General features: G+C 63.9%; 23 protein-coding genes. 10 read left to right on the forward strand and 13 right to left on the reverse strand.

Annotated elements, in window-relative coordinates:
* Positions 1–123: 123 nt before the first annotated feature.
* Positions 124–870, reverse strand: coding sequence for an NRDE family protein (locus IAE33_RS07500; RefSeq protein WP_201163004.1), 747 nt, complete (start codon positions 868–870; stop codon positions 124–126).
* A gap of 130 nt (positions 871–1,000) precedes the next feature.
* Between IAE33_RS07500 and IAE33_RS07505 the strand changes: the two genes are divergently transcribed.
* The 3 genes from IAE33_RS07505 to IAE33_RS07515 are packed head-to-tail and all read left to right on the forward strand — an operon-like array spanning position 1,001 to position 3,629.
* Positions 1,001–1,783, forward strand: a complete 783-nt coding sequence (locus tag IAE33_RS07505; RefSeq protein ID WP_201163005.1) for a sulfite exporter TauE/SafE family protein — start codon at positions 1,001–1,003, stop codon at positions 1,781–1,783.
* 16 nt (positions 1,784–1,799) lie between these two features.
* On the forward strand, positions 1,800–2,606 hold the full coding sequence (gene lgt / locus IAE33_RS07510; RefSeq protein WP_201163006.1) for a prolipoprotein diacylglyceryl transferase: 807 nt from the start codon (positions 1,800–1,802) through the stop codon (positions 2,604–2,606).
* 51 nt (positions 2,607–2,657) lie between these two features.
* A complete protein-coding gene (locus IAE33_RS07515) occupies positions 2,658–3,629 on the forward strand; it encodes a thymidylate synthase (RefSeq protein ID WP_201163007.1) in 972 nt (323 codons plus the stop codon).
* 9 nt (positions 3,630–3,638) lie between these two features.
* Here the strand turns inward: IAE33_RS07515 and cadR are convergent, their stop codons facing one another.
* Positions 3,639–4,082: a cadmium resistance transcriptional regulator CadR gene (gene cadR, locus IAE33_RS07520; protein ID WP_028632081.1), complete on the reverse strand. Its 444-nt coding sequence runs from the start codon at positions 4,080–4,082 to the stop codon at positions 3,639–3,641.
* Between the two features lie 78 nt (positions 4,083–4,160).
* Here cadR and IAE33_RS07525 point away from each other — a divergent pair, with 78 nt between their 5' ends.
* Complete coding sequence (locus IAE33_RS07525; RefSeq protein WP_201163008.1) at positions 4,161–6,422, forward strand: heavy metal translocating P-type ATPase; 2,262 nt, start codon at positions 4,161–4,163, stop codon at positions 6,420–6,422.
* A 22-nt stretch (positions 6,423–6,444) separates the two neighbouring features.
* Here the strand turns inward: IAE33_RS07525 and IAE33_RS07530 are convergent, their stop codons facing one another.
* Positions 6,445–7,809, reverse strand: coding sequence for a GTPase/DUF3482 domain-containing protein (locus tag IAE33_RS07530; RefSeq protein WP_201163009.1), 1,365 nt, complete (start codon positions 7,807–7,809; stop codon positions 6,445–6,447).
* Positions 7,802–9,193 (reverse strand): DUF2868 domain-containing protein, encoded by a 1,392-nt coding sequence (locus tag IAE33_RS07535; protein ID WP_201163010.1) that lies wholly within the window; start codon positions 9,191–9,193, stop codon positions 7,802–7,804. Before IAE33_RS07535 ends, IAE33_RS07530 begins: the two co-directional genes overlap by 8 nt.
* 54 nt (positions 9,194–9,247) lie before the next feature.
* On the opposite strand from IAE33_RS07535, the gene IAE33_RS07540 reads away from it, so the two are divergent.
* Positions 9,248–9,763 (forward strand): dihydrofolate reductase, encoded by a 516-nt coding sequence (locus IAE33_RS07540; protein WP_028632077.1) that lies wholly within the window; start codon positions 9,248–9,250, stop codon positions 9,761–9,763.
* A gap of 51 nt (positions 9,764–9,814) precedes the next feature.
* On the opposite strand, the gene IAE33_RS07545 is transcribed toward IAE33_RS07540, so the two are convergent.
* Positions 9,815–11,206 carry an L-cystine transporter gene (locus IAE33_RS07545; protein WP_201163011.1) on the reverse strand — a complete coding sequence of 464 codons (1,392 nt, stop codon included), beginning with the start codon at positions 11,204–11,206 and terminating at the stop codon, positions 9,815–9,817.
* A gap of 245 nt (positions 11,207–11,451) precedes the next feature.
* Here IAE33_RS07545 and IAE33_RS07550 point away from each other — a divergent pair, with 245 nt between their 5' ends.
* A complete protein-coding gene (locus tag IAE33_RS07550) occupies positions 11,452–12,507 on the forward strand; it encodes a haloacid dehalogenase-like hydrolase (protein WP_201163012.1) in 1,056 nt (351 codons plus the stop codon).
* Positions 12,508–12,567: 60 nt separating this feature from the next.
* On the opposite strand, the gene ilvD is transcribed toward IAE33_RS07550, so the two are convergent.
* A complete protein-coding gene (gene ilvD, locus IAE33_RS07555) occupies positions 12,568–14,409 on the reverse strand; it encodes a dihydroxy-acid dehydratase (protein ID WP_201163013.1) in 1,842 nt (613 codons plus the stop codon).
* Between the two features lie 477 nt (positions 14,410–14,886).
* Here ilvD and IAE33_RS07560 point away from each other — a divergent pair, with 477 nt between their 5' ends.
* Positions 14,887–15,543, forward strand: coding sequence for a magnesium transporter (locus IAE33_RS07560; protein ID WP_080667808.1), 657 nt, complete (start codon positions 14,887–14,889; stop codon positions 15,541–15,543).
* A 50-nt stretch (positions 15,544–15,593) separates the two neighbouring features.
* Here IAE33_RS07560 and IAE33_RS07565 read toward each other — a convergent pair whose 3' ends face one another.
* Together IAE33_RS07565 and IAE33_RS07570 are read right to left on the reverse strand one after the other, a co-directional pair.
* Positions 15,594–16,790 (reverse strand): class I SAM-dependent rRNA methyltransferase, encoded by a 1,197-nt coding sequence (locus tag IAE33_RS07565; RefSeq protein ID WP_201163014.1) that lies wholly within the window; start codon positions 16,788–16,790, stop codon positions 15,594–15,596.
* A 66-nt stretch (positions 16,791–16,856) separates the two neighbouring features.
* Positions 16,857–17,396, reverse strand: a complete 540-nt coding sequence (locus tag IAE33_RS07570) for a type 1 glutamine amidotransferase domain-containing protein (RefSeq protein WP_060480828.1) — start codon at positions 17,394–17,396, stop codon at positions 16,857–16,859.
* Positions 17,397–17,586: 190 nt separating this feature from the next.
* Here IAE33_RS07570 and IAE33_RS07575 point away from each other — a divergent pair, with 190 nt between their 5' ends.
* Both IAE33_RS07575 and mutM read left to right on the forward strand, forming a co-directional pair.
* Positions 17,587–18,405: an HDOD domain-containing protein gene (locus IAE33_RS07575; protein WP_201163067.1), complete on the forward strand. Its 819-nt coding sequence runs from the start codon at positions 17,587–17,589 to the stop codon at positions 18,403–18,405.
* 3 nt (positions 18,406–18,408) lie between these two features.
* On the forward strand, positions 18,409–19,221 hold the full coding sequence (gene mutM / locus IAE33_RS07580) for a bifunctional DNA-formamidopyrimidine glycosylase/DNA-(apurinic or apyrimidinic site) lyase (protein ID WP_201163015.1): 813 nt from the start codon (positions 18,409–18,411) through the stop codon (positions 19,219–19,221).
* 24 nt (positions 19,222–19,245) lie between these two features.
* Here the strand turns inward: mutM and IAE33_RS07585 are convergent, their stop codons facing one another.
* Both IAE33_RS07585 and coaD read right to left on the reverse strand, forming a co-directional pair.
* Entirely contained in the window at positions 19,246–19,497 is a 252-nt protein-coding gene (locus tag IAE33_RS07585; RefSeq protein WP_028632069.1) for a YfhL family 4Fe-4S dicluster ferredoxin, read from the reverse strand.
* A 107-nt stretch (positions 19,498–19,604) separates the two neighbouring features.
* Complete coding sequence (gene coaD, locus IAE33_RS07590) at positions 19,605–20,084, reverse strand: pantetheine-phosphate adenylyltransferase (RefSeq protein WP_028632068.1); 480 nt, start codon at positions 20,082–20,084, stop codon at positions 19,605–19,607.
* 205 nt (positions 20,085–20,289) lie between these two features.
* On the opposite strand from coaD, the gene IAE33_RS07595 reads away from it, so the two are divergent.
* The gene (locus IAE33_RS07595) at positions 20,290–21,144 is read left to right on the forward strand and encodes a sulfurtransferase (protein WP_201163016.1); all 855 of its coding nucleotides are present in this window, start codon (positions 20,290–20,292) and stop codon (positions 21,142–21,144) included.
* A gap of 7 nt (positions 21,145–21,151) precedes the next feature.
* Here the strand turns inward: IAE33_RS07595 and IAE33_RS07600 are convergent, their stop codons facing one another.
* The 3 genes from IAE33_RS07600 to IAE33_RS07610 are packed head-to-tail and all read right to left on the reverse strand — an operon-like array spanning position 21,152 to position 24,833.
* Positions 21,152–22,144, reverse strand: coding sequence for a hydrolase (locus tag IAE33_RS07600; protein ID WP_201163017.1), 993 nt, complete (start codon positions 22,142–22,144; stop codon positions 21,152–21,154).
* A gap of 59 nt (positions 22,145–22,203) precedes the next feature.
* The gene (locus tag IAE33_RS07605; RefSeq protein ID WP_201163018.1) at positions 22,204–23,604 is read right to left on the reverse strand and encodes a M16 family metallopeptidase; all 1,401 of its coding nucleotides are present in this window, start codon (positions 23,602–23,604) and stop codon (positions 22,204–22,206) included.
* Positions 23,601–24,833, reverse strand: a complete 1,233-nt coding sequence (locus IAE33_RS07610; protein ID WP_201163019.1) for a M16 family metallopeptidase — start codon at positions 24,831–24,833, stop codon at positions 23,601–23,603. The genes IAE33_RS07605 and IAE33_RS07610 overlap by 4 nt, the downstream gene beginning before the upstream one ends.
* Positions 24,834–24,887 lie beyond the last annotated feature (54 nt).

Genomic DNA, 24,887 nt, shown 5'->3' on the forward strand with positions numbered 1-24,887 from the left:
ATCGCGAGCTTTGCTCGCTCCTACGCTTGTTTCGGGCCAGTAACGCCTGTGAGGGCGCGCGCGACCGCTCTGTTTGCACGGCAAGAGATCGCGCCATGCGCCAAGGCGTTCGCGCGGCTGGCCTCACACGTCCAACACCACCTCTCCCAAATGCCCCCCAAAGGGCCCGAAACTGCGCTCGACCATCCGCCGCCTGCCCTCGGCATCCACAATCAGCACTGTACTCGCCCGGGTGCCGTAGTTCTGGCTGGCGATGAACACGCTGGACAGCAACCTCTCTGTTGCCAGCCCCACGCCTGTCTCCGGTAATTCACCGTCAGCAGCAGGCTGGTTATCCGCCAGCAATGCCAGCAGCACTTCCGGCTCGGCCGTTTCCAAAAGATTTTCCAGCCGGCTGCGTGCCTTCACCAGCTTTGGCCACGGAGTATCCAGGCCCCCATTGGAAAGCCCGTAGACCCCGGCCCCCAGCAGACGCGGTGCAGCCTCCCGGGCATTCACATAGCCCAGCCGCTGCCCATCACCTACCAACAGGTTGAACCCGGAATACTGGCCGCTACGGCCGGCCACCTCGTCCAGGTATGCCTCAACCCCCAGTTCACCCTGCAGGTAAGCCGCAACCAGCTCGCCCCGTGATCGGGGGCCAAGGGGCTGGCCGGGGTCACGAATGTTGGTCAGCGCTGCGAACCGCCCCCGGGGCCCCACACCCAACCAGGTTCCACCCGCTTCCAGATCGCGGCCCGCATGTACGCCGGGGGCATCACCCCATGGGGCAAGGGCCTGGGTAGGGCGGGCATAGAACTCGTCGCGGTTGCCCGCTACGATCAGCGGCAGGGCATGCCCTGGCCGCCAGGCGAATACGATCAGGCACATGGGCCCGGCCTCCCTGTTTTCTGCCACTGTACCCAGGGTAACAATGCAGATCCATCGTGATGCAGAGTTCACTAGAGCGCCAAGGCCGGCTTCCGTTACCATGCCGGATTGATTTTTCGGGGGATGCCGAATGGAATTCGTGCTCTATCTGCTGTTGGGTGCATGCGCCGGGGTACTGGCCGGGCTGTTCGGCGTGGGGGGCGGGATCATCATCGTGCCCGTGCTGGTGTTCAGCTTCACCTTGCAGGGCTTCGATGCCTCGGTGCTGACACATCTGGCGGTCGGCACCTCACTGGCAACCATCGTCTTCACCTCGATCAACGCCGTGCTCGAACACCACCGCAAGCGCGCGGTGCAGTGGCCCATCTTCGCCTGGATGACATTGGGTATCCTGCTGGGCGCCGGTATCGGCGCCAAGACGGCCTCGTTGATCCAGGGGCCGATGCTGCAGAAGATCATCGGCGTATTCGCCCTGGTCATCGCTGTGCAGATGGCGCTGGACCTCAAGCCCAAGGCCAGCCGTGGTATCCCGGGCAAGCCTGGGCTGATCGCGGCCGGTGGCGTCATTGGCTGGGCCTCCGCCATCTTTGGCATCGGTGGGGGCTCACTGACCGTGCCGTTCCTCACCTGGCGCAGCCTGCCGATGCAGCAGGCGGTGGCCACATCCTCGGCCTGCGGCCTGCCCATTGCCGTGGCCAGTGCGCTCAGTTTCATGGTGTTGGGCTGGCACGAGGCAAACCTGCCGCCCAACAGCGTCGGGTATGTGTACCTGCCGGCACTGGTGGGTATCGCAGTCACCAGCATGTTTTTCGCACGTTTTGGCGCGCGCCTGGCTCATAGGCTGTCGCCACGCCTGCTCAAGCGCCTGTTTGCGGCACTGCTGTTCAGTGTCGGCCTGAGTTTTTTGATTTGAACCAAGAGGAAGTTACATGCTGCCTTACCCGCAGATAGATCCCGTGGCGGTGGCCCTGGGGCCATTGAAGATTCACTGGTACGGGCTGATGTACCTGGTTGGCATCGGCGGCGCCTGGCTGCTCGCCACGCGGCGCCTGAACCGCTTCGATCCCACCTGGACCCGGGAAAAGCTCTCCGACCTGGTGTTCTGGCTGTCGATGGGGGTAATTGTCGGTGGGCGGCTGGGCTATGTATTGTTCTACGACCTGCACGCCTACCTGTCCAACCCCACCCTGATCCTTGAGGTATGGAAGGGCGGCATGTCGTTCCACGGCGGCTTCATCGGCGTGATGCTGGCGGCGCTGTGGTTCGGCAAGCGCAACAACAAGTCGTTCTTCGAACTGATGGACTTCGTTGCCCCACTGGTACCCATCGGCCTGGGCGCAGGGCGCATTGGCAACTTCATCAACGCCGAGCTGTGGGGCAAGCCTACCGACGTGCCTTGGGCGATGATCTTCCCGCCGTTCAGCGACCCGGCGCAGCTGCCGCGCCACCCGTCGCAGCTGTATCAGTTCGCGCTGGAAGGCGTGGCGCTGTTCGCCATTCTCTGGCTGTTCTCGCGCAAGCCCCGGCCAACCATGGCGGTGTCCGGTATGTTCGCCTTGTTCTACGGCATCTTCCGCTTCATCGTGGAGTTCGTACGTGTGCCGGACGCCCAGCTGGGCTACATCGCCTGGGGTTGGCTGACCATGGGTCAGATTCTCTGCGTGCCCATGATCCTGGCTGGCCTTGGCCTGATCTGGTGGGCTTATAATCGCAAGCCCACGGCGACACCCGCCTGATTAATCCCACGGCAGGGGCGATCCCCCTGCCGTATTTGCTACAGGTAAGCCATGAAACAGTATCTGGACCTGGTCCGCGACGTCATCGACAACGGCACGCTGCAGGAAAACCGCACCGGCATCCGCACCATCAGCCTGCCAGGTGCCATGCTGCGCTTCGACCTGCAAAAAGGCTTCCCCGCCATCACCACCCGCAAGCTGGCGTTCAAGTCGGCCATAGGCGAAATGGTCGGGTTCTTGCGCGGCGTACGTAACGCGGGTGAATTCCGTGAACTGGGTTGCAAGGTCTGGGACCAGAACGCCAACGAAAATGCCCAGTGGCTGGCCAACCCGTTCCGGCAGGGGCATGACGACCTGGGCGAGATCTACGGCGTGCAATGGCGCCAATGGCCGGGCTACAAACGCATCCCGCTGAGCAACCCGGCGGCCATCGAGAAAGCCGAGCTGGCAGGTTTTCGCCGCATTGCTCAGGACGAAGAAAACGGCGTGGCGTTTGTCATCCTGTACAAGGCCATCGATCAGGTGCGTCAGTGCCTGGACACCATCGCCAACGACCCGGGCAGCCGGCGCATCCTGTTCCACGGCTGGAACTGCGCCCAGCTGGATGAAATGGCGCTGCCGCCGTGCCACCTGCTGTACCAGTTCCACCCTAACGTCGAAACCCGCGAGATTTCCCTGACGTTGTACATTCGCTCCAACGACCTGGGCCTGGGCACACCGTTCAACCTGACCGAGGGCGCGGCGTTGCTGTCGCTGTTCGGCCGACTGACCGGTTACACCCCGCGCTGGTTCACGTATTTCATTGGCGATGCCCATGTGTATGAAAACCACCTGGACATGCTCAACGAGCAGCTCAAGCGTGAGCCGCTGGAGGCGCCCAAGCTGGTGATCAGCGACCGCGTGCCGGCGTTTGCCGAGACTGGCAAGTACGAGCCGCAGTGGCTGGAGCAGATCGAGCCGGGCGATTTCTGGCTGGAAGGGTACGAGCACCATGCGCCGATGACAGCGCCGATGGCGGTCTAGCGTACAGAATCAGTGGCCGTGGCTTCGGCCGACATGTGAATGCTCCACATCAGGCACTGAAACCGCGCCATTGGTCTCCAGCTGTTGCAAGATCGCGCATTCTGCCCCCTGCCTGTTACAGCGGCGGCGCAGGTCCACCAGTTGCTCCTGCAACGCTACCAGGCCGTCGATGCGTGCCTGGACGTGCTCGATATGCTCGTCGATCAGCGCGTTCACGCTGCCACAGGAGGCCTGGGGGCTGTCGCGCAGTTGCAGCAGGCTGCGTATTTCTTCCAGGGTCATGTCGAGCGTGCGGCAGTTGCGGATGAACGTCAGGCGCTCCACGTGGGCCTGGGTGTATAGCCGGTAGTTGCCATCGGTGCGGGCGGGCTCCGGCAACAGTTGCTCGCGCTCGTAATAGCGGATGGTTTCTACCGCACACTCGGTTGCTTTGGCCAGTTCGCCGATTTTCATCACTCATCCCCCATAATGGCTTGACCCTATAGTGGCTACAGGGTGTTCACTTGGCAACAGGCCATTTAAGGACACCCCATGAACCAGCCTGTCAGCCACGACCACAAGCCTGATCACGACCATGGCGATCACGCCCATAGCCATGCCAGGCACAACCATGCCCCGCATGCGCACGCTTGCTGTGGCTCGCAAGCGGCGCCGGCCCTGGTACAGCTGACCGACAAGGCCAGCGACCAGGCGCAACTGAGCCGTTTCCGCATCGATGCCATGGACTGCCCGACCGAGCAGACGCTTATCCAGGACAAGCTGGGCCGCCTGGCCGGCATCGAGCAACTGGAGTTCAACCTCATCAACCGCGTGCTGGGTGTGCGTCATACCTTGCAGGGTACCGCCGAAATCGAGCGGGCCATCGACAGCCTGGGCATGAAAGCCGAGCCGCTGGGTGACGAGGATGACGGCGCTGCCACTGCCGCCCAGCCGGTGAAGAGCTGCTGGTGGCCGCTGGCCTTGTCAGGCGTGGCGGCGATCGCTGCCGAAATCGTGCACTTTGCTCAACTGGCCCCGCAATGGGTGGTGGCGGCATTGGCACTGGCGGCCATTCTGGGGTGCGGCCTTGGCACCTACAAAAAGGGCTGGATCGCCCTGAAAAACCGCAACCTCAACATCAACGCCCTGATGAGCATTGCCGTGACCGGCGCGTTGTTGATCGGCCAGTGGCCTGAAGCTGCCATGGTGATGGTGCTGTTCACCGTCGCCGAGTTGATCGAGGCACGCTCACTGGACCGCGCACGCAATGCCATCAGCGGGTTGATGCAACTGACGCCGGACATGGCCACCGTGCAACAGGCCGACGGCCAGTGGCGTGAGGTTGATGTGCGCGAAGTGGCCATCGGCGCGCTGGTCAGGGTGCGCCCTGGTGAGCGCATCGGCCTGGATGGCGAGGTCACCAGTGGGCAGTCGAGTGTCGACCAGGCGCCGATTACGGGCGAAAGCCTGCCTGTGGAAAAGGCCGTGGGCGACAAGCTGTTCGCCGGCACCATCAACCAGGCCGGGGCGCTGGAGTTCCGCGCCACGGCGGCCGCCGGCCAGTCGACCCTGGCACGCATCATCAAGGCTGTCGAACAGGCCCAGGGCGCACGTGCGCCTACCCAGCGCTTCGTCGACCGTTTCTCGCGCATCTACACCCCGGTGGTATTTGCCATCGCCCTGGCAGTGGCGGTTCTTCCGCCGCTGTTCACGGATGGCGCCTGGTTCGACTGGATCTACCGTGCGCTGGTGCTGCTGGTGGTGGCCTGCCCCTGTGCCCTGGTGATTTCCACCCCGGTGACCATCGTCAGCGGCCTGGCCGCTGCGGCCCGCAAGGGCATCCTGATCAAGGGTGGCGTGTACCTGGAAGGGGGGCGACACCTGGATTTCCTGGCGCTGGACAAGACCGGCACCATTACCCACGGCAAGCCAGTGCAAACCGACGCTACCGTGCTGCAGCCGCTGTTCGAAGGCCGTGCCCAGGCACTTGCCGCCAGCCTGGGCGGGCGCTCCGACCACCCGGTGTCGCGTGCCATTGCACAGTTTGGCCAGGCACAAGGCGTGGCCACCCAGGAGGTGCAGGACTTCGCCGCACTGGCTGGTCGTGGCGTGCGCGGTACCATCGAGGGCCAGGTGTATCACCTGGGCAATCACCGCCTGGTGGAAGAGCTGGGGTTGTGTTCGCCCGAGCTTGAAGCCCAGCTGGACGTGCTGGAGCGCCAGGGCAAGACCGTGGTGCTGTTACTGGACAGCTCTGGCCCGCTGGCACTGTTCGCGGTGGCCGATACCGTCAAGGAAACCAGCCGTCAGGCCATTGCCGAGCTGCATGAACTGGGCATCAAGACCGTGATGCTGACCGGTGACAACCCACATACTGCCCAGGCCATTGCTGCGGTAGTGGGGATCGACCGTGCCGAGGGTAATCTGCTGCCTGCCGACAAGCTCAAAAGCATCGAAGCGCTGTATGCAGAAGGCCATCGGGTGGGCATGGTCGGTGACGGGATCAATGATGCGCCGGCCCTGGCGCGGGCCGAGGTGGGCTTCGCCATGGCCGCAGCAGGCACCGATACCGCCATCGAAACCGCCGATGTGGCGCTGATGGACGACGATTTGCGCAAGATCCCGGCCTTCATCAGGCTTTCGCGGCAAAGCGCAGCCATCCTCATGCAGAACATCGTGCTGGCCCTTGGCATCAAGGCGATCTTCCTGGCCATTACCTTCGCGGGCATGGCCACCATGTGGATGGCCGTGTTCGCCGACATGGGCGTGAGTTTGCTGGTGGTGTTCAACGGCCTGCGCCTGTTGCGCAAGTAGAGGATACTAACGGCCTGGGGCGTTAAAGCTGCTGGGCCAGCGCGTCCAGTTGCGCTTGCCGTTGTGGCTGGTTCACTTTCGCCCCCGGGTTGAGGGTGGACCACTGCGGATGGGCACGGGCACTGACCAGCGCCTCTGGCAACTTGCCCTGCCGCCAGGCCTTTTCATCCAGCTCACCCAGAAGAATGCTGTGCTGGGCCGCATGCCCCCGGTTTTCCAGCGCCACCAGCAATTGCTGCTGACGCAGGGCCAATAAGCGCAGCACGGTATCGTCAACCGTCAGCTCACGCTTGCCCTTCAGTTTGCCCATCAGCCGTGAACCATAGCTGCGGGCTGTTTGCAGCGCGCCGCCGGCGATGGCCCCGGCCAACGCTGCAGCACCTAACGTCAGGCCGCCGACCAGCAGGTCGACCCCGGCGCCAGCTGCTGCCCCGGCCGCTACGCCACTGCCCAGGCGCACCCCCAGCAGCTTGAGGGTTTCGGGGTTGAACAGGTCGTCACCCCAGCGCCCATCGAGCAGCGGCAGGTCGTTGGCATGGGCATCCTCGCGGCGAAAGGCATACAGCTTCAACAGGGCCTCGACGCAGCGTTGTTCACGCTGGCGCACATCATCACGTAATGCCTCGATGGCCTGGGCTTCTGCCGCAGGCTCGGCCGCGACGCTGCGCCGGCATGCAGCGCAGTCCAGCAGCAGTTCGGCGATCAGGCGTTTGGCGCTTTGCCGGCGGGCCAGGCGCTGCGCCTGCTGGTCGTCGATCAGCCGCTGCAGGTTGGGGCGGGCGTTTTCCAGCAGCAGGGCCAGGCTTTCGTAGAGGCGCCGCTCACCATCCTCAGGCGGGGCCACGCTGTCGAACCGCACCAACGCGTGAAGCCCAAGCCTGGCAAGGGCTTCACGCCATTGGGGCTCGCGGTGTTGCTGGCTGGCGACAAAATTGAGCACCGGCAGCAGCGGCTTGCCGCAGCTGGCCAGTACCTCAAGCTCGTCTCGGTACTTGGCCAGCACCGGCTCGCGCGCATCAATGACGTACAGCCCGGCATCGCTTGCCAGTAATTGGCGCAGCACTTTGGCCTCCTGTTCGAAACGCTGGCGGGCTTCGCTGCCCTGCAAAAAGCGCTGCAGCCGTGCCGGGCCATCGAGCCGTTCACCGGGGCGCTCCAGGCGCTCGAGGTAGTCGAGCAGGGCGATGGCATCTTCCAGGCCGGGGGTGTCGTACAGCTCAAGCAGGGGTTCGCCGCCCACCGACAGGCGCGCCCCTTCCACGTGACGGGTGGTGCTGGGGCGGTGCGATACCTCGCCAAAGCCGACGTCACGGGTAAGCGTGCGCAGCAGCGAGGTCTTGCCGACGTTGGTGTGGCCAACCACGGCCAGTTTAAGTGGCTCAGTCATGGCCAAGCTCCAGCCAGGTCAATGGAGGCGCCTCGCCATGGTGCAGGCCAAGGCGATCAAGGGCTTCGTGCCAATCGCCCAGGCGTTGGGCGTCCACCGTCAGCCCAGGCGTTGCTGGCAGCAGCCAGACCCGCGTGCTACCGGCCGTGCGCGCCAGCTCGGCCAGCAGGGCCAGGCTACCGCGGTCAGGGGAGCGGCTTGGGTCGCAGGCGATGGCCAGGCGCGCCGGAGGGAAGCGGCCCAACTGTTCAAGCAGGTGGTTGCGCGACTCACGGCTGTCGAGCACGCCGGCGTCTGTTACGCCTGCGGGCAGCGCGGGTGGCCAGGGCCGCTGGTCGTCCAGCTCCAGGCCGACCAACAGGCCGCCGCTGCCGTCGCCCGGCATTTTGCCTGCCGTGAACGCCGGCAGGCTTTCAGGTGCGTCGTCCTGCACGCCCATGCGCTCGCTGTGGGGCATCAGTGCCTCGCGCAGTGACGCATAGCCGGGCAGGTTCAGGTCCAGCACCAGGCGGCTACGGCCTTGCCGCCAACGCCACAGGCACAGCCCGGCCAGCAGCAGGCGCGGGAGCAGCCCGAATACCAGCACCACACCCAGCAGCCAGCTGGCCCAGGCCTGGCGGGTCAAGGCCAGCGCCGGCAGCGTGTCGCCGCTGGCGCGGACCATGGCCGGGTCGGGTACTGCAAAGCCCAGTAGCCCAGGCAGCGCCCCCAGTGCCTGGGTCAGGGAGATGAACGGGTCGGCGGCCAGCAGGGTGGTTTCCCACACGAAGCCGTAGCGCCGGGTGGCAAGCAGTGCCAGCATCACCCCCATGGCGCTGAGCATCGCCACCAGCCACAGGCTGTTGACCAGCAGGCCCAGCACCCAGCGGTTCAGGCGCTGGCGTTGCAACAGCACCAGCAGAGCCGGCGCCAGCTGTGCGGCCTTGGCATCCCTGGCAAAGCGCTCACTCAACCACAGCCACAGCCGGCCAAGCACCGCACCCTGCTCGCCGCTGAGCATGAAGCCGGCGGCCCAGCCCAGCAACATCAGCAGGTTCAGGCCAAGCAGGCTGCCCAAGGCCCAGAACACGTTCACCGGGCGCTGCCCGTCGCCCAGGGCTGCCAGCGCCAACCCTGCACCACTGAGCAGCGCCATCAGCAGCAATGCCAGCAAGGCCAGACGGGCGCCTTGCTTCCAGTGGCGCAGCGCCGTGGTCATGCCATCGCGATCTGCCAGCAGCAACGCACGGGTTTCCACACGGGTCGCCAGCTCGCCGCCTTGCTGGCGGGCGCGGCGGTTTGCTTCCTGGTCTTCCAGCGGGCCGGCGTGTTCCTCGCGCAGGCGTACTGCTTCGGTAAGCCAGCGCTTGTCCAGGGGGGTGAGGGCAGTCACGAAGTCTTCCATTGCACAGGTCTGGGCAGAAGCATAACCCACCCGGCCGGTGCTATTCTCGCTGGCATGAATACATCACTGCCCCTCAGCCTGATCGCGGCGTATGCCGAAAACCGCGTGATAGGTATCGACAACTCCATGCCCTGGCACCTGCCGGGGGACTTCAGGTATTTCAAGGCCACCACCTTGGGCAAGCCGATCATCATGGGCCGCAAGACCTGGGATTCGCTGGGCCGGCCACTGCCAGGGCGGCTGAACATTGTGGTCAGCCGGCAACCGGGCCTGGCGCTGGCTGGCGCCGAAGTGTTCGGTTCGCTGGAGCAGGCGCTGGTGCGTGCCGAGCAGTGGGCGCGTGAGCAGGGCGTCGACGAGCTGATGCTGATCGGCGGTGCGCAGCTGTATGGGCAGGCACTGGAGAAAGGGTTGGTCAGCCGCATGTACCTGACCCGGGTGGCGTTGTCACCCGAGGGCGACGCCTGGTTCCCGGCGTTCGACCCGCAACAGTGGGCACTGGTGTCCAGCGAGGCCCAGGTGGAGGAGGGGAAGCCTGGGTATCAGTTTGAGGTGTGGGACAGGGTTTGACAGCGGGCGGTTGCGTGGGGGCCGGCGAGCCCGCCCCCACCTCTGTGAACCTCAGGTATGGCTCAGCTCGGCGTGCTCGTCGTCTGCCAGCACTGCCTTGTCGGTTTCTTTCAGCAACTGGCTGGTCACCACCCCTGCGGTCATCGAACCGTTGACGTTCAATGCCGTGCGCCCCATGTCGATCAGGGGTTCCACCGAAATCAGCAAGGCCACCAGCTCAACCGGCAAGCCCATGGCCGGCAGCACGATCAATGCGGCGAACGTGGCGCCGCCACCTACGCCTGCCACCCCCGCAGAACTCAGGGTGACGATGGCCACCAGGGTGGCGATCCACAGTGGGTCGAAGGTGTCGATGCCCACGGCCGGTGCCACCATTACCGCCAGCATGGCCGGGTATAAGCCGGCGCAGCCGTTCTGGCCAATGGTGGTACCGAACGATGCACTGAAACTGGCAATCGACTGCGGCACACCCAGGCGGCGTGTCTGCGCTTCGATGTTCAGCGGAATACTGGCTGCGCTGGAACGGCTGGTGAAGGCAAAGGTAAGCACCGGCCACACCTTGCGGAAGAAGCGCAGCGGGCTCACGCCGGTCGAGGCCAGGATGATGGCGTGCACCACGAACATCAGCCCCAGGCCCAGGTAGGACACCACCACGAAACTGCCCAGCTTCAGGATGTCTTCCAGGTTGGAGCTGGCTACCACCTTGGTCATCAGCGCCAGCACGCCGTAGGGCGTGAGCTTCATCACCACGCGCACCAGGCGCATTACCCAGGCCTGCAGGGTATCGATGGCCGACAGGGCGCGCTGGCCCTTTTCGGCGTCGTCCTTGATCAGTTGCAACGCTGCCAGGCCGATGAACACGGCAAAGATCACCACGCTGATGATCGACGTCGGTTTGGCCCGTGCCAAATCCCCAACCGGATTGCTGGGGATAAACGAGAGCAGCAGCTGCGGGATGTTGAGGTCGGCGACCTTGCCTGCATAGTCGCTGTGGATAACCTGCATGCGTGCGCTTTCCTGCGCGCCGGCCACCAGCCCCTCGGCGCTCAGGCCGAACAGGTTGGTCAACACGATGCCGATCAGTGCAGCGATGGCCGTGGTCAGCAGCAGCGTACCGATGCTGAGCACACTGATGCGCCCCAGGGACGATGCATTGTGAAGGCGCGCCACTGCGCTGAGGATGGAGGCGAAGATCAGCGGCATCACGATCATCTGCAGCAAGCCGACATAGCCATTGCCGACCAGGTCCAGCCAGCCGATAGTGGCCTTCAGCACCGGGTGGCCGGCACCATAGATGCTGTGCAGCACCAGGCCGAACGCCACGCCCATTGCCAGGCCCAGCAGTACTTTCTTGGCCAGGCTCCATTGCGTGCGGCGGGTTTGTGCCAGGCCCAGCAACAGGGCCAGGAATGCCAGCAGGTTGAGTGACAGCGGCAGGTTCATTGAAGCTCCAGCGAGAAAAGCGATAAGGGGCATCGCCTCTGTGAGCGATTGCGAACGGAAATGCTAACAGCCTGAAAACAAACGAATTTATACCTAAATGGAATGTGCATAGTCGTTTTTGGAATAACGGGTTGTCGTGCACAGTCATGCGCGCGGCGTTCGTGGCGGCTTTGGGGTCGTTATCCGGGGTTTGCCAATTGCAGCAGTTGCACTAGCGTTGCTGGGTCACTTCAGGAGATTCGTACATGACGTTCGCGCCGAAGACCCTCGCCTTTTTCCTCGCCTCGCTGGTGAGTATCGAAACCATGGCCACCGAGCTCACCCATTGGCCCCCTGAGGCGGCCAAGCAACTCGACAGCATGATTGCCGCCAATGCCAACAAAGGTAACTACGCGGTGTTCGACATGGACAACACCAGCTACCGCTACGACCTTGAGGAGGCGCTGCTGCCGTTCATGGAGAACAAGGGCCTGCTGACCCGTGAAAAGCTCGACCCCTCTTTGAAACTGATGCCGTTCAAGGATACCGCTGAGCACAAGGAGAGCCTGTACAGCTACTACAATCGGCTGTGCGAGGTGGACGATATGGTCTGCTACCCCTGGGTCGCCCAGGTGTTTTCAGGGTTCACCCTGCAGCAGTTGAAACAGCAGGTGGATGAGCTGATGGCCAGCACAGCGCCCATCCCCGCCACCTACTACGAGGGCGACCAGGTCAAGACCCTGGACGTGCAGCCGCCCAAGGTATTCAAGGGCCAGGCCGAGCTGTACAACAAGCTGATGGAAAACGGCATCGACGTGTACGTGATTTCCGCAGCGTCCGAGGAACTGGTGCGCATGGTCGCGTCCGACCCCAAGTACGGCTACAACGTCAAACCCCAGAACGTGATCGGCGTCAGCCTGCTGCTCAAGGACCCCGCCAGCGGCGCGCTCACCACCGCGCGCAAGCAGATCAGCGCCGGGCACTATGACCCCAAGGCCAACGAGCGTCTCGAACTCACCCCTTACCTGTGGACGCCGGCTACCTGGATGGCCGGCAAGCAGGCCGCCATCCTGACGTACATCGATGAGTGGAAGAAACCCGTGCTGGTAGGCGGCGACACGCCCACAAGCGACGGCTACATGCAGTTCCATGGGGTGGATGTTGGCAAGGGGGGTATCCACCTGTGGATAAACCGCAAGGCCAAGTACATGGACCAGCTGAACGGGATGATCGCCAAGCAGGCGGCAGCCCAGGCCAAGGAAGGGTTGCCGGTGACTGCAGACAAGAACTGGGTGATTGTGACGCCGGAGCAGATTCAGTAGGTCGGGCCGCAAAAAGGGGCCGCAAAGCGGCCCCTGTAACCAACCCGAGCAACTGCAGCTTCAAAGCCCGTCCAGCATCGCCTTGTTCCGCACTGCACCCTTGTCGGCACTGGTCGCCAAAAGGGCGTAGGCCTTGAGGGCGGTGGTTACCTTGCGTGGGCGCACTTCGGCGGGTTTCCAGCCTTTCTTGTCCTGCTCGATGCGGCGGTGTGCCAGTTCTTCATCGCTGACCTGCAGGTTGATCGAGCGGTTGGGGATGTCGATCAGCACCTTGTCGCCGTCGCGCACCAGGCCGATGGCACCGCCTGCTGCGGCCTCCGGTGAGGCATGGCCGATGGACAGGCCCGAGGTGCCGCCCGAGAAGCGGCCGTCGGTGAGTAGTGCGCAGGCTTTGCCCAGGCCCTTGGACTTCAGGTAGGAGGTGGGGTACAGCATTTCCTGCATGCCCGGGCCACCTTTGGGGCCTTCGTAGCGGATGATGACGATGTCGCCGGCCTTTACCTCGTCGGCGAGAATGCCACGCACGGCGCTGTCCTGGCTCTCGAAGATCTTCGCATTGCCCTCGAACACCAGGATCGACTCATCGACGCCGGCAGTTTTCACCACGCAACCGTCCTGGGCAATGTTGCCGTACAGCACGGCCAGCCCGCCCTCTTGCGAGTAGGCGTGCTCGGCGCTGCGGATACACCCCTCGGCGCGGTCCAGGTCCAGGCTTGGCCAGCGGGTGGACTGGCTGAACGCGGTTTGGGTCGGGATGCCGGCAGGGCCTGCCTTGAAGAACGTGTGCACTGCCTCATCGTCGGTCTGGGTGATGTCCCATTTGGCGATGGCTTCTTCCATGCTGCGGCTGTGAACGGTCGGAAGGTCGGTGTGCAGCAAGCCGCCACGTGCCAGCGAACCGAGGATGCTGAAGATGCCGCCCGCGCGGTGCACATCTTCCATGTGATACTTCTGGATGTTCGGCGCCACTTTGCACAGCTGCGGCACCTTGCGCGACAGGCGGTCGATGTCCCGCAGGTCGAAGGCCACTTCGGCCTCCTGGGCGGCTGCCAGCAAGTGCAGGATGGTGTTGGTCGAGCCACCCATGGCGATGTCGAGCATCATGGCGTTCTCGAACGCCTTGAAGTTGGCGATGTTGCGCGGCAGCACCGACTCGTCGTTCTCGCCGTAGTAGCGTTTGCACAGCTCGACGATGGTACGGCCAGCCGTGAGGAACAGCTGCTCGCGGTCGGAGTGGGTGGCCAGGGTCGAGCCATTGCCCGGCAGTGCCAGCCCCAGGGCCTCGGTCAGGCAGTTCATGGAGTTGGCCGTGAACATGCCGGAGCAGGAGCCGCACGTCGGGCAGGCGCTGCGCTCGTACTCGGCGACCTTCTCGTCGGACGCCGTGCTATCGGCGGCGATGACCATGGCGTCCACCAGGTCCAGGCCATGGTTGGCCAGCTTGGTCTTGCCGGCCTCCATCGGGCCGCCGGACACGAAGATCACCGGGATGTTCAGGCGCAGGGCAGCCATGAGCATGCCTGGGGTGATCTTGTCGCAGTTGGAGATGCACACGATGGCGTCAGCACAGTGGGCATTGACCATGTACTCCACGGCGTCGGCGATGATTTCGCGGCTTGGCAGCGAATACAGCATGCCGTCATGGCCCATGGCGATGCCGTCGTCGACCGCGATGGTGTTGAATTCCTTGGCCACGCCACCGGCGCGCTCGATTTCGCGGGCAACCAGCTGGCCCAGGTCCTTCAGGTGTACGTGACCTGGGACGAACTGGGTGAACGAGTTGGCGATGGCGATGATCGGCTTCTTGAAGTCGTCGTCTTTCATGCCGGTGGCGCGCCACAGGGCACGGGCGCCGGCCATGTTGCGGCCGTGGGTGGAAGTCTTGGAACGATAATCAGGCATGAAGCACTCCTGGCGGCTTAATCAGGTCACAAAAAGGGGAGTGAGCTTCTCTTGTCCTTTGTACCGCAGGCCGGTTGCCACAGGCACGGATGGGGCCGAAGACCGCGCGGGATCGCCGCGTGCTTGACCAGAGCTCATAAACCCGCCGGGGATGACTGGCGATGAATAGGCCGATTCTACACCGCTGAGGCGGGGAGGGAACGACGATGTGCCTGGACGGCGGTTTTGGGCTTGTTACCGGTGCCTGTAGGAAACGTCTGAAATGCCCTGCAAAGGGCTGACCTTGCTGCCACCTATCACTATCATCCGGCCGCCGCATGTGCGGTTACACGAGATACATCCTCAATGGACCTTCCCAGTTACCGGTTCCCAACGAACTGCAATCTGGCACTGAGCGCGCCGTCGCCAGGGCTGCCGAAGGCTTGAGCCCGTGTGGTTGAGGTCTGCAGGCGCCTGCATCGGCGCCTGGAGAACTTCATGCAACAGCAAATCGAAAAAAACACCCCAGGTTCGGACGTGAACGCGGCGCTCGAGGCGCAACGCCGCGAAGCCACCGAAGACTTCCACAAGGGTGCTTCCATCACCAACCACATAGGCAACCTGCGGCATGCCACGCTTGGCCTGCTGTACCGCAAGCGCGTGCTGTGGCTGGTGTTGCTGGTGTTCGGCAACCTGTTTTCGGGGGCCGGCATCGCAGCCTTTGAAGAAACCATCGCCGCCAACATCGCGTTGGTGTTCTTCCTGCCATTGCTGGTAGACAGCGGCGGCAATGCCGGCTCCCAGTCGGCAACGTTGATGGTGCGCGGGCTGGCCACCGGCGAAGTCATGCTGCGCGACTGGGCACGCATGCTGGGCCGGGAGTTCGGGGTAGCGTTGCTGCTGGGCTGCACCATGGCTGTTGCCGTCGCGGCGCTGGGGCTGCTGCGCGGTGGGCCGGAAATTGCACTGATCGTTGCCAGCAGCATGGTGGTGATCGTGATGGTGGGCAGCCTGATCGGCATGAGCCTGCCGTTTCTGCTCAGCCGCCTGCGGCTGGACCCTGCAACGGCCAGTGGCCCGTTGATCACCTCGATTGCCGATGCGGCGGGTGTGCTGGTGTATTTCGGCATCGCCACGCAGGTGCTGGCACTTTAACCTGCAAGGGCATGGATGAGGGGCCGCCAAGCGGCCCCTTGTCGCGCAGGTCAGCTGTTGGGCAGCAACCGGCAGGTGATGCTCTTGATGTAGCGGGTTTCGGCGATGGCCGGGTGCACCGGGTGGTCCGGGCCCTGGCCGCCGCGTTCCAGCAACTGCAGGTTGCGGTCCAGGTGGCGGGCGCTGGTCAGCAGGATGTTGTGCAGGTCATCTTCCGGCAGGTGCATCGAGCAGGAAGCGCTCACCAGAATGCCGTCCTTGCTCAGCATGCGCATGGCCTGCTCGTTCAGGCGCCGGTAGGCCGCTTCACCGTTTTTCAGGTCTTTCTTGCGTTTGATGAAGGCGGGCGGGTCGGCGATGATCACGTCAAAACGTTCTTCGGCCGCTTTCAGCTCTCGCAGGGCCTCGAATACGTCACCCTCGATGCAGGTCAGCTTTTCGCTGATGCCGTTCAGGGCCGCGTTACGTTCAACGCCGTCCAGGGCGAAGCCCGACGCATCCACGCAGAACACTTCGCTGGCACCAAAGGCACCTGCCTGTACACCCCAGCCGCCGATGTAGCTGAACAGGTCCAGTACGCGCTTGCCCTTCACGTAGGGCGCCAGGCGCGCACGGTTCATGCGGTGATCGTAGAACCAACCGGTTTTCTGGCCGTCGCGTACCGGGGCTTCGAAGCGAACGCCGTTTTCTTCCAGCGGCACCCAGTCGGGCACCTCCCCGTACACCGTGTCCACGTAACGCTGCAGGCCTTCTGCATCCCGTGCGGCCGAGTCATTCTTGAACAGAATGCCGCTAGGCTTGAGTACCTGCACCAGTGCGGCGACCACCTCATCCTTGTGGGCTTCCATGGTCGCGGAGGCCAGTTGCACCACCAGGATATCGAAGAAGCGGTCCACCACCAGGCCCGGCAGCAGGTCGGAATCGCCGTACACCAGGCGGTAGCAGGGTTGTTCGAACAAGCGCTCGCGCAGGGACAGGGCCACATTCAGGCGGTGCACCAGCAGCGATTTGTCCAGCGGCAGCTTGGCGTCACGGGACAGCAAGCGGGCGCAGATCAGGTTGTTGGGGCTGACGGCAACGATCCCCAGGGGCTTGCCGTTGGCAGCTTCCAGTACCGCCTGCTGGCCGGCCTGAAAGCCCTGCAGCGGGCTGGCGGCCACGTCGACCTCGTTGCTGTAGACCCACAGGTGGCCTGCGCGCAGGCGGCGGTCGGCGTTGGCTTTGAGGCGAAGGCTGGGCAGGGACATGACGTCGCTCCGGGAAAAAGAGCGGGAGTATAACGCCTGTCCGGCCTTCGCGCTGCCTGCCAGCTGTCAGGCCGACAGGGCCTTCACCAATTGCGCGTTGAAGGCGGGGATGTCATCTGGCTGACGGCTGCTGATCAGGTTGCCATCCACTACCACCTCTTCATCCACCCATTCGGCGCCAGCGTTGCGCAGGTCGTCCTGCAAGGTCTTGAAGCTGGTCATGCGCTTGCCCTTGGTCAGCCCGCTGGAAATCAGCAGCCAGCCGCCGTGGCAGATCACGGCCAGCGGCTTGCCGGCCGCATCGTGGCTTTTCACCAGTTGCTGCGCCCCGGCAATCAGCCGGATGGTGTCGGAGTTCTGCACGCCGCCTGGCAGCACCAGCGCATCGTAGACCGTCTGGCCGGCTGCATCGAAGGTGGCGTCGACCTGGAATTCATCCGCCGGTTTGTCGTGGTTCCAACCACGCACCTTGCCTTCTTTCTCACTGAGAATGTGCACCTGTGCGCCGGCCTTGGTCAGGGCCTCGCGAGGGCCGGTCAGCTCGACCTGTTCAAAACCGTCGGTAACCAGAATGGCCACGCGCTTGCCGTTCAATGCTGTGCTCATGGTCTTGCTCCCTTACTCGATGAATATGAGAAACAGGCCAGTGGGGCTAAAGGAAAGTTCCAACGCACCGATTCAATGGTTAGTTTCCTGGCCGCCCGCCGCGTTAGAATTGGCGGTCCCATACGAGTGTGCACGCATGTCCCAAGAACTCAGCGCCGAACAGATCCAGCAAGCCTTGCAAGGCATTACCATTCCGCCGCAGCCGCAGATCATGGTCGATCTGCAGTTCGAGCAGTACATGCCCGACCCGGACCTGGAAACCATCGCCAAGCTGATATCCCAGGACCCAGGGCTCTCCGGTGCCTTGCTCAAGCTCGTCAACTCGCCGCACTTCGGCCTGAGCAACAAGATCGGCTCGATCCAGCGCGCGGTGAACCTGTTGGGCAGCCGTTCGATCATCAACCTGATCAACGCCCAGTCGATCAAGGGCGAGATGAGCGACGAAACCATCGTCACCCTCAACCGCTTCTGGGACACCGCCCAGGATGTGGCGATGACCTGCCTGACCCTGGCCAAGCGCACGGGCATCCAGCCGGCGGACGAGGCCTACACCCTGGGGCTGTTCCATGACTGCGGCGTGCCGCTGATGCTCAAGCGCTTCCCCCACTACATGCAGGTGCTGGAAGACGCCTATGCCAAGGCCGACCAACACACCCGCGTGGTCGATACCGAAAACCGCACGCTCAATACCAACCATTCGGTGGTGGGGTATTTCACGGCCAAGTCCTGGCGCCTGCCCGAACACCTGACCGCGGCCATTGCCAACCACCACAATGCCCTCTCGGTGTTCCGCGACGACAGCTCAAGCAATAACCAGGGCCAGATGAAGAACCTGCTGGCGGTGCTGAAAATGGCGGAGCACATCTGCGCGTCGTTCCGTGTACTGGGCAACCAGGCGGTGGATCACGAATGGAACGCGGTCGGGCCGTTGGTGCTCGATTACATAGGCTTGTCGGAATACGACTTCGACAACCTCAAGCAGAATATCCAAGAGCTGGGTGGGCGCTGACACATGCCGGAACTTCCTGAAGTAGAAACCACCCGGCGCGGGATCGCGCCGCACCTGGAGGGCCAGCGGGTCAGCCGTGTGGTGGTGCGTGACCGGCGCCTGCGCTGGCCTGTGCCGGAAGACTTGGACGTACGCTTGTCCGGGCAACGTATCGTCACCGTCGAGCGGCGGGCGAAATACCTGCTGATCAATGCCGAGGTCGGCACGCTCATCAGCCACCTTGGCATGTCAGGCAACTTGCGGTTGGTCGAACTGGGTCTGCCGCCCGGCAAGCACGAACACGTGGATATCGAGCTGGAATCGGGCCTGATGCTGCGTTACACCGACCCCCGCCGCTTTGGCGCGATGCTCTGGAGCCAGGACCCGCTCAATCATGAGCTGTTGCTGCGCCTGGGGCCTGAACCACTGACCGACCTGTTCGATGGTGAGCGGTTGTTCCAGCTGTCGCGCGGGCGGTCGATGGCCGTCAAACCGTTCATCATGGACAACGCCGTGGTGGTGGGGGTAGGCAACATCTACGCCGCTGAGGCGCTGTTTGCCGCCGGCATCGACCCACGCCGGCCAGCCGGTGGCATTTCGCGGGCGCGTTATCTGAAACTGGCGATCGAGATCAAGCGGGTGCTGGCCGCCGCCATCGAACAGGGCGGAACGACCTTGCGTGATTTCATCGGCGGCGATGGCCAACCCGGGTATTTTCAGCAGACCCTGTTCGCTTACGGGCGCGGCGGCCAGCCGTGCAAGGTGTGCGGTACCGAACTGCGGGATGTGAAGCTGGGCCAGCGGGCCAGCGTGTTCTGCCCACGCTGCCAGCGCTGAGCACCCGCTGCTGCCCGCCGGGGCTCAGGCCTTGCCGGTAATCCTGAGGTACTTGGCCATCAGCTGTTCTTCGCTTTCCGGGTGGGCTTCATCCAGCGGGATGCAGTCTACCGGGCATACCTGCTGGCATTGAGGCTCATCGTAGTGCCCTACGCACTGGGTGCACAGGTTGGGGTCGATCACGTAGATCTCTTCGCCTTGGGAGATGGCCTCGTTCGGGCACTCGGGTTCGCAGACGTCGCAATTGATGCAATCGTCGGTGATGATCAAAGACATGGGGGCTCCGGCCGGGGCTCCTGGCCCGGGCATGTTCAACGCAAGGGCACAATTGTGCCGCATTCGCGCCCGCAGTGCACGCGGGCGCGACAAACTGGCAAGCGTGGCTACTGCTTGAAGCGCTCGGTCAGCGCGTCTGCCACCGCCGGGTGGACGAACTTGCTGATATCGCCGCCCAGCGCTGCGATTTCCCGCACCAGGGTCGAGGAAATGAACGAGTAGCGCTCGGAAGGCGTGAGGAACAGGCTTTCTACATCCGGCGCCAGTTGCCGGTTCATGTTCGCCAGCTGGAACTCGTACTCGAAATCGGACACCGCGCGCAGGCCACGAAGAAAGACGTTGGCGCCCTGTTCCTTGGCAAAGTGCGCCAGGAGCGAAGAAAAGCCGATGACTTCGACATTGGGCAGGTGCTTGGTGACCTCACGCGCCAGCGCTACCCGTTGCTCCAGTGGGAACAGCGGGTTTTTCTTGGGGCTGGCTGCCACCGCGATGATCACGGTGTCGAACAGCCGCGAGGCGCGCTCGACCAGATCGCCATGGCCTTTGGTAATGGGGTCGAAAGTACCCGGGTACAACACTCGGTTCATCGCGTCATCCTGGCTGGAGTGCGTTGGGGAGTCGGATGGTAGCGCAGCGACTGCGCCCGGCCAAGTCATGTGGCCGGCTGGGGCCACTATACTTCTCCCCATGCTGCGGCGCGAGGTTTGTGCGCCATCGCCAGGTATTTCATGTACCGTTCAACCAGGCCCTGCAGACCTGGCACGGCTTGGCGTCATCGACCAGGAGATTGTCATGCCACTTGCGCAACTGATCACCCCACAGCAATTGGCCGAGCGGCTGGACTCGCCCGGGCTGGTGATCCTCGACTGCCGCTTTGCCCTTGAGGATGGGGACTATGGCCAGCGTAGTTACGCTCAAGGGCATATCGCCGGGGCCCATTTCGCCGACCTGGAGCGTGACCTCAGCGGCCCGATCAGCAAAGGGGTGACCGGCAGGCACCCGTTGCCCGACCCGGCCAGGCTGGCCGAGCGGCTGCGCGACTGGGGTATCGACGACGATAGCCAGGTGGTGCTTTACGACGATGGCCCCGGGGCTTTCGCTGCCCGGGCCTGGTGGCTGCTGGCCTGGCTGGGCAAACGTAGTGGCGTGGCGATTCTGGACGGGGGGCTGAAGGCCTGGCACGCCGCCCATTTGCCATTAAGCCTCGACCCACCGCTCAAGCGTGAGGGAGCGTTTGTAGGCCAACCCGACGGCAAGCTGCTGATTGATGCCGAGCACCTGGCCAGGCGCCTGGGTGCGAGCGACCTGACCCTGCTCGATGCCCGCGCGCAGCCACGCTTTCGCGGTGAGGTAGAGCCGATAGACCCGGTGGCAGGGCACATCCCTGGCGCCCAATGTGCGGCCTTTACCGACAACCTGGGGCCTGATGGGCGTTTCCTGCCGCCGGAGCAGCTGCGGCAGCGGTTTGACCAGCAGTTGGCCGGGCGTGCGCCGGAGCAGGTTGTAGCGTACTGCGGCTCAGGTGTAACGGCGTGCCATAACCTGTTTGCCCTGGCGCTTGCCGGTTACCCGTTAGGCAAGCTGTATGCCGGCTCGTGGAGTGAGTGGATCAACGACCCGGCACGGGGTGTAGCGACTGGCAGCTGATCGCGGCTCATTGGCCCTGCATCAGCCACTGCGGTATCCGGCGTTCGAGGTAGTACCCCGGGCGCCGCAGGCTGCCCTCCACAAACCCCACATGGCCACCTCGACCGTGCAGTTCGAACCGGGTGTTCGAAGCCAGGTCCCCAGGGCCCGGCAGGCTCCGGGTCGAAACGAACGGGTCATCGCTGGCGTGGATAATCAACGTGGGCGTACAGTTCTGCTTGAGGAAGAAGTGGCTGGATGATCGACGGTAGTAATCGTGCACGTCGCTGAAGCCGTTGAGTGGCGCGGTGACCTTGGCGTCGAACTCCCAGAACGTGCGCAGGTTGCCCAGTGGCCCCAGTTGTTCCAGGGTTGCCAACCGGTCGTGATGGGCATTGTCATGGAAGTGACGTTGCTTGACCTGCACATAGGCCAGCATCTCGCGCATGAAGTGGGCCTGGTACACCTTGGAAAACCCCTGGGCGATGCGGTCGGCGCAGTGATCAAGACGAAACGGCACCGAAACCGCCACCGCGGCCTGCAACTGGCTGGCCGCGCCGCATTCGCCCAGGTACTTGAGCAGCACGTTGCCACCCAGCGAGTAACCTACCGCATACAGGGGCGCCAGTGGGCGCCGCGCCCTTACGTGGCTAACGACTTCAGCCAGGTCTTCGCTGGCACCGGAGTGATAGCTGCGTGGCAGCAGGTTGGGTTCACCCGAGCAACCTCGCCAGTTCACCGCTGCGCTGGCCCAACCACAGGCGTGCAAGGCTTGCTGCAGCCCTTTTACGTAATGTGACTGAGACGAGCCGGTGAGGCCGTGCAGCACCAGTACCAAGGGGGCGTCTGGCTGGTGCGGGCCGTACCAGTCCAGGTCGATGAAGTCGCCATCGGCCAGCCACATGCGCTCCCGCTCGCGCTGCATGTCAGGCATCTTGCGCCACAGCGGCCCCCACAATGTCTGCAGGTGCGGATTGGAAAGGCCGGTGGCGGGGCGAAAGGTGGCGTCAGGGTTGGGCATGCTGGGCGGCTCATGAGGTGCCCGCCTAGCATGCCACGAACCGCGCCGCCCTGCCTGGGCTAGCGCTCGTCTGGCGTAGGCTGCGAGAGCGGCAGTTGCTCGACGGCAGGGCCGCTGGTAACGAACACTTCTGGCGCCTGGCCCAGCCATACCTGAGCGGCTTCCAGCAGGTTGGCAGGTGTCAGCGCCGCCAGGGTGTCCACGTAGGTAGTCAGGTGGTCGGCTGGCAAGCCTTGGTGGCTGTAGGTGGCCAGTGCACTGGCCAGTTTGCCGTGGTCGGCCAGGTCATGGTGCAGCCGGGCGGCGATCTGGTTTACCGCCATGTCACACTCGGCCTGGCTGGGCCCATGCTCGCGCAGGCAGTTCAGCATGGCCGATACCAGCGCACCCGATGCATCGCGGTGCTGGGGCACTACATCCCAGTGAATCTGGAACAGGGTGGTTGCATCGAGCGGCCTGAGAAACGCCGACACGGCGTAGGTAAGGCTGCGCAGGTGGCGCAGTTCCTGGGTAAGGCGAGCCTCGTAACTGCCCCCCAGAATAGCGGTAAGCAGCACCAGTGCAGGGTAGGGCGGGTCCTTGGGGGCAACCCTGGCCGCGATGGTCAGCATCGCCTGGGTAGCGTTGCCAGCGAAATCCAGGTGTTGCACCAGGGGTAGAGGGTCGGCCGGGGCGGGCGGGGTTTGCGCCGCCCACTGCTGCGGTAGCGCCTGCACCAGCATATTTACCAACTGCTCGGCCTCAGCGCGGCTCACATCACCGACCAGGCCGATGTCCAGGTTGTTGGCTGAGTAGGCCTTCTGGTGGAAGGCGCGAACCTGCTCGGCACCCAGGTCATCAGCCGGTCGTGCGGCCGGCTGCGCAGCGTAGGGGTGGCCGTGGAACACATGGCTCATGGTGGCATTGGCCATTCGCAGAATGGGATGTCGGCTTTGCCGGGCCTGATTGAATGTTATGCGTTCGCGGATCTTCGCCACCTCAGCCTCGCGCAGTGCTGGCCGGGCCACCATTTGCGTCAGCAAGCCGATGGCTTGTGCCCGTAACGTGGGCATGCTCAGGCATCGCAGGGCGATGGAGGTGCTGTCCTCGCTGATTTTCCTGCTCAGGGTAGCACCCAGCCCTGCCAGCCGTTGGGCGAACTGTGCCGCGTCCAGGTCTTCGGTGCCTTGGTCGAGGCTGTACAGGGCAAGTGCTGCCAGGCCTGGGGTGTCACCGTCCAGCATGCTGCCGGCCCTGAAGCGCAGCACCAGGTCGATCATGGGGCGACCCTGCGCGGCAATGAAGCTGACGCGCGTTCCCTCGGCCGTGTGCCATTGCTCGGCCGTCGCCTGCACGGAGGGTGCCCTGCCGAGCTCGATAGCCTGCATGGACTCCAGGTTCGCCATCGCGGCCAATGCCGGGTCTGTGGTGGGGCCTTGGCAAAGCAGGGGTTGATGAGGTGGCAACTGTTCGTGCGTCATGCTTGCGCTCCTGGCCGAAGGAAGGTGATGGTCAGGCGCTCACGCCCCAGGTAGGTATTGGCCACTTGTTGCAGGGTGCTTGCGTCGATGGCCACCAGCCGAGCTGCTTCGCTGTCGACCAGGCTGGCGGGTTGACCGGCCGCAGCTACCGAGCCAATGCGCTCGGCCTGCGAGGCGGGGTCTTCAAGGGTGAATAGCCGCCTTGCCAGCAGGCCCAGCTTCAGGTGCTGCAATTCATTGTCGGGCAGCGTCAGGCTGCGTAGCTGGTCAATTTGCTGGTACACCGCCTCGGCGGCCTGCTCGGGGGTGGCGTGGGTGGTATTCACGTAGGCGGCAACGGTAAGCAGCGTGTCCCCGCGTACCAAGGGGTCATAATTCACTCTTACACCTGTAAGTACACGCTGGTCGCGCACCAGTTCGCTGTAGAGCCAAGAGCTGGCGCCTTGCCCAAGCAGCTCACCGATCAGTTCGAGGGCCGCGGTGGTAGTTTCGTCGGGTGCCGTGGCGCAGCCAGGAACGTTGAACGACATGAACAGACCATGGGCGAGCCCCGGCAAGCTGACGGTGTGCGTGCGCGCCTGTAGCGCGTCGTCGTGCCTGGGTGCCGGGCAGTCTGTGACAGGCCCACTGACCAGGGGTGAAAAGTACTTGTCCACAGGCCCGCGCAGGGTCGCCAGGTCGATATCGCCGACCACCACCAGGGTGGCATTGCTCGGGCGGTACCAGGTGCGGTACCAGGTACGCAGTTGCTGCAGGTCTAGGCTGCCCAGGTCGGCTGCGTTGCCGAAGCTTGGGGCTGCATAGGGGCTGTTACCGTGTGCCAGTGCCTGGTGGTGGTCGAGTGCTTGCTGGGCTGGCTGTGTATCGAGCTTGAGGCGGCGTTCGTCGACGATCGCCTTGGCAGCCCGGGCCAGGTCAGGGGCGTCGAAGGTGGCGCTGTGCATGGCATCGGCCATGATCTCCAGCGCCACTGGCAAGCGTGAGACGGGTAGCGAGATCTCGTAAGCGGTCGCATCCAGGCGGGTGCTGGCATTGGCCCGGCCGCCCAGCCGTGCGACGACGCGGGAATAATCCCCGGCCGCGAGCTTGCTGCTGCCTTCGAAGATCAGGTGTTCGAGCAGGTGTGACAGGTTGGTGTGGCCTGCCGGTTCGTGGCTGGTGCCCACGTGGTACCACAGTTGCACAGCGGCAAGCGAGGTTCCGTGCTGCTGGCGAAGGTAAACGGACAAGCCGTTTTCCAGTTTGAAATGCTGAAGGGGGGAAGGGGTGGCAGCTGCAAGAGA

Source organism: Pseudomonas sp. S60 (assembly GCF_016647865.1).
Classification (GTDB): domain Bacteria; phylum Pseudomonadota; class Gammaproteobacteria; order Pseudomonadales; family Pseudomonadaceae; genus Aquipseudomonas; species Aquipseudomonas parafulva.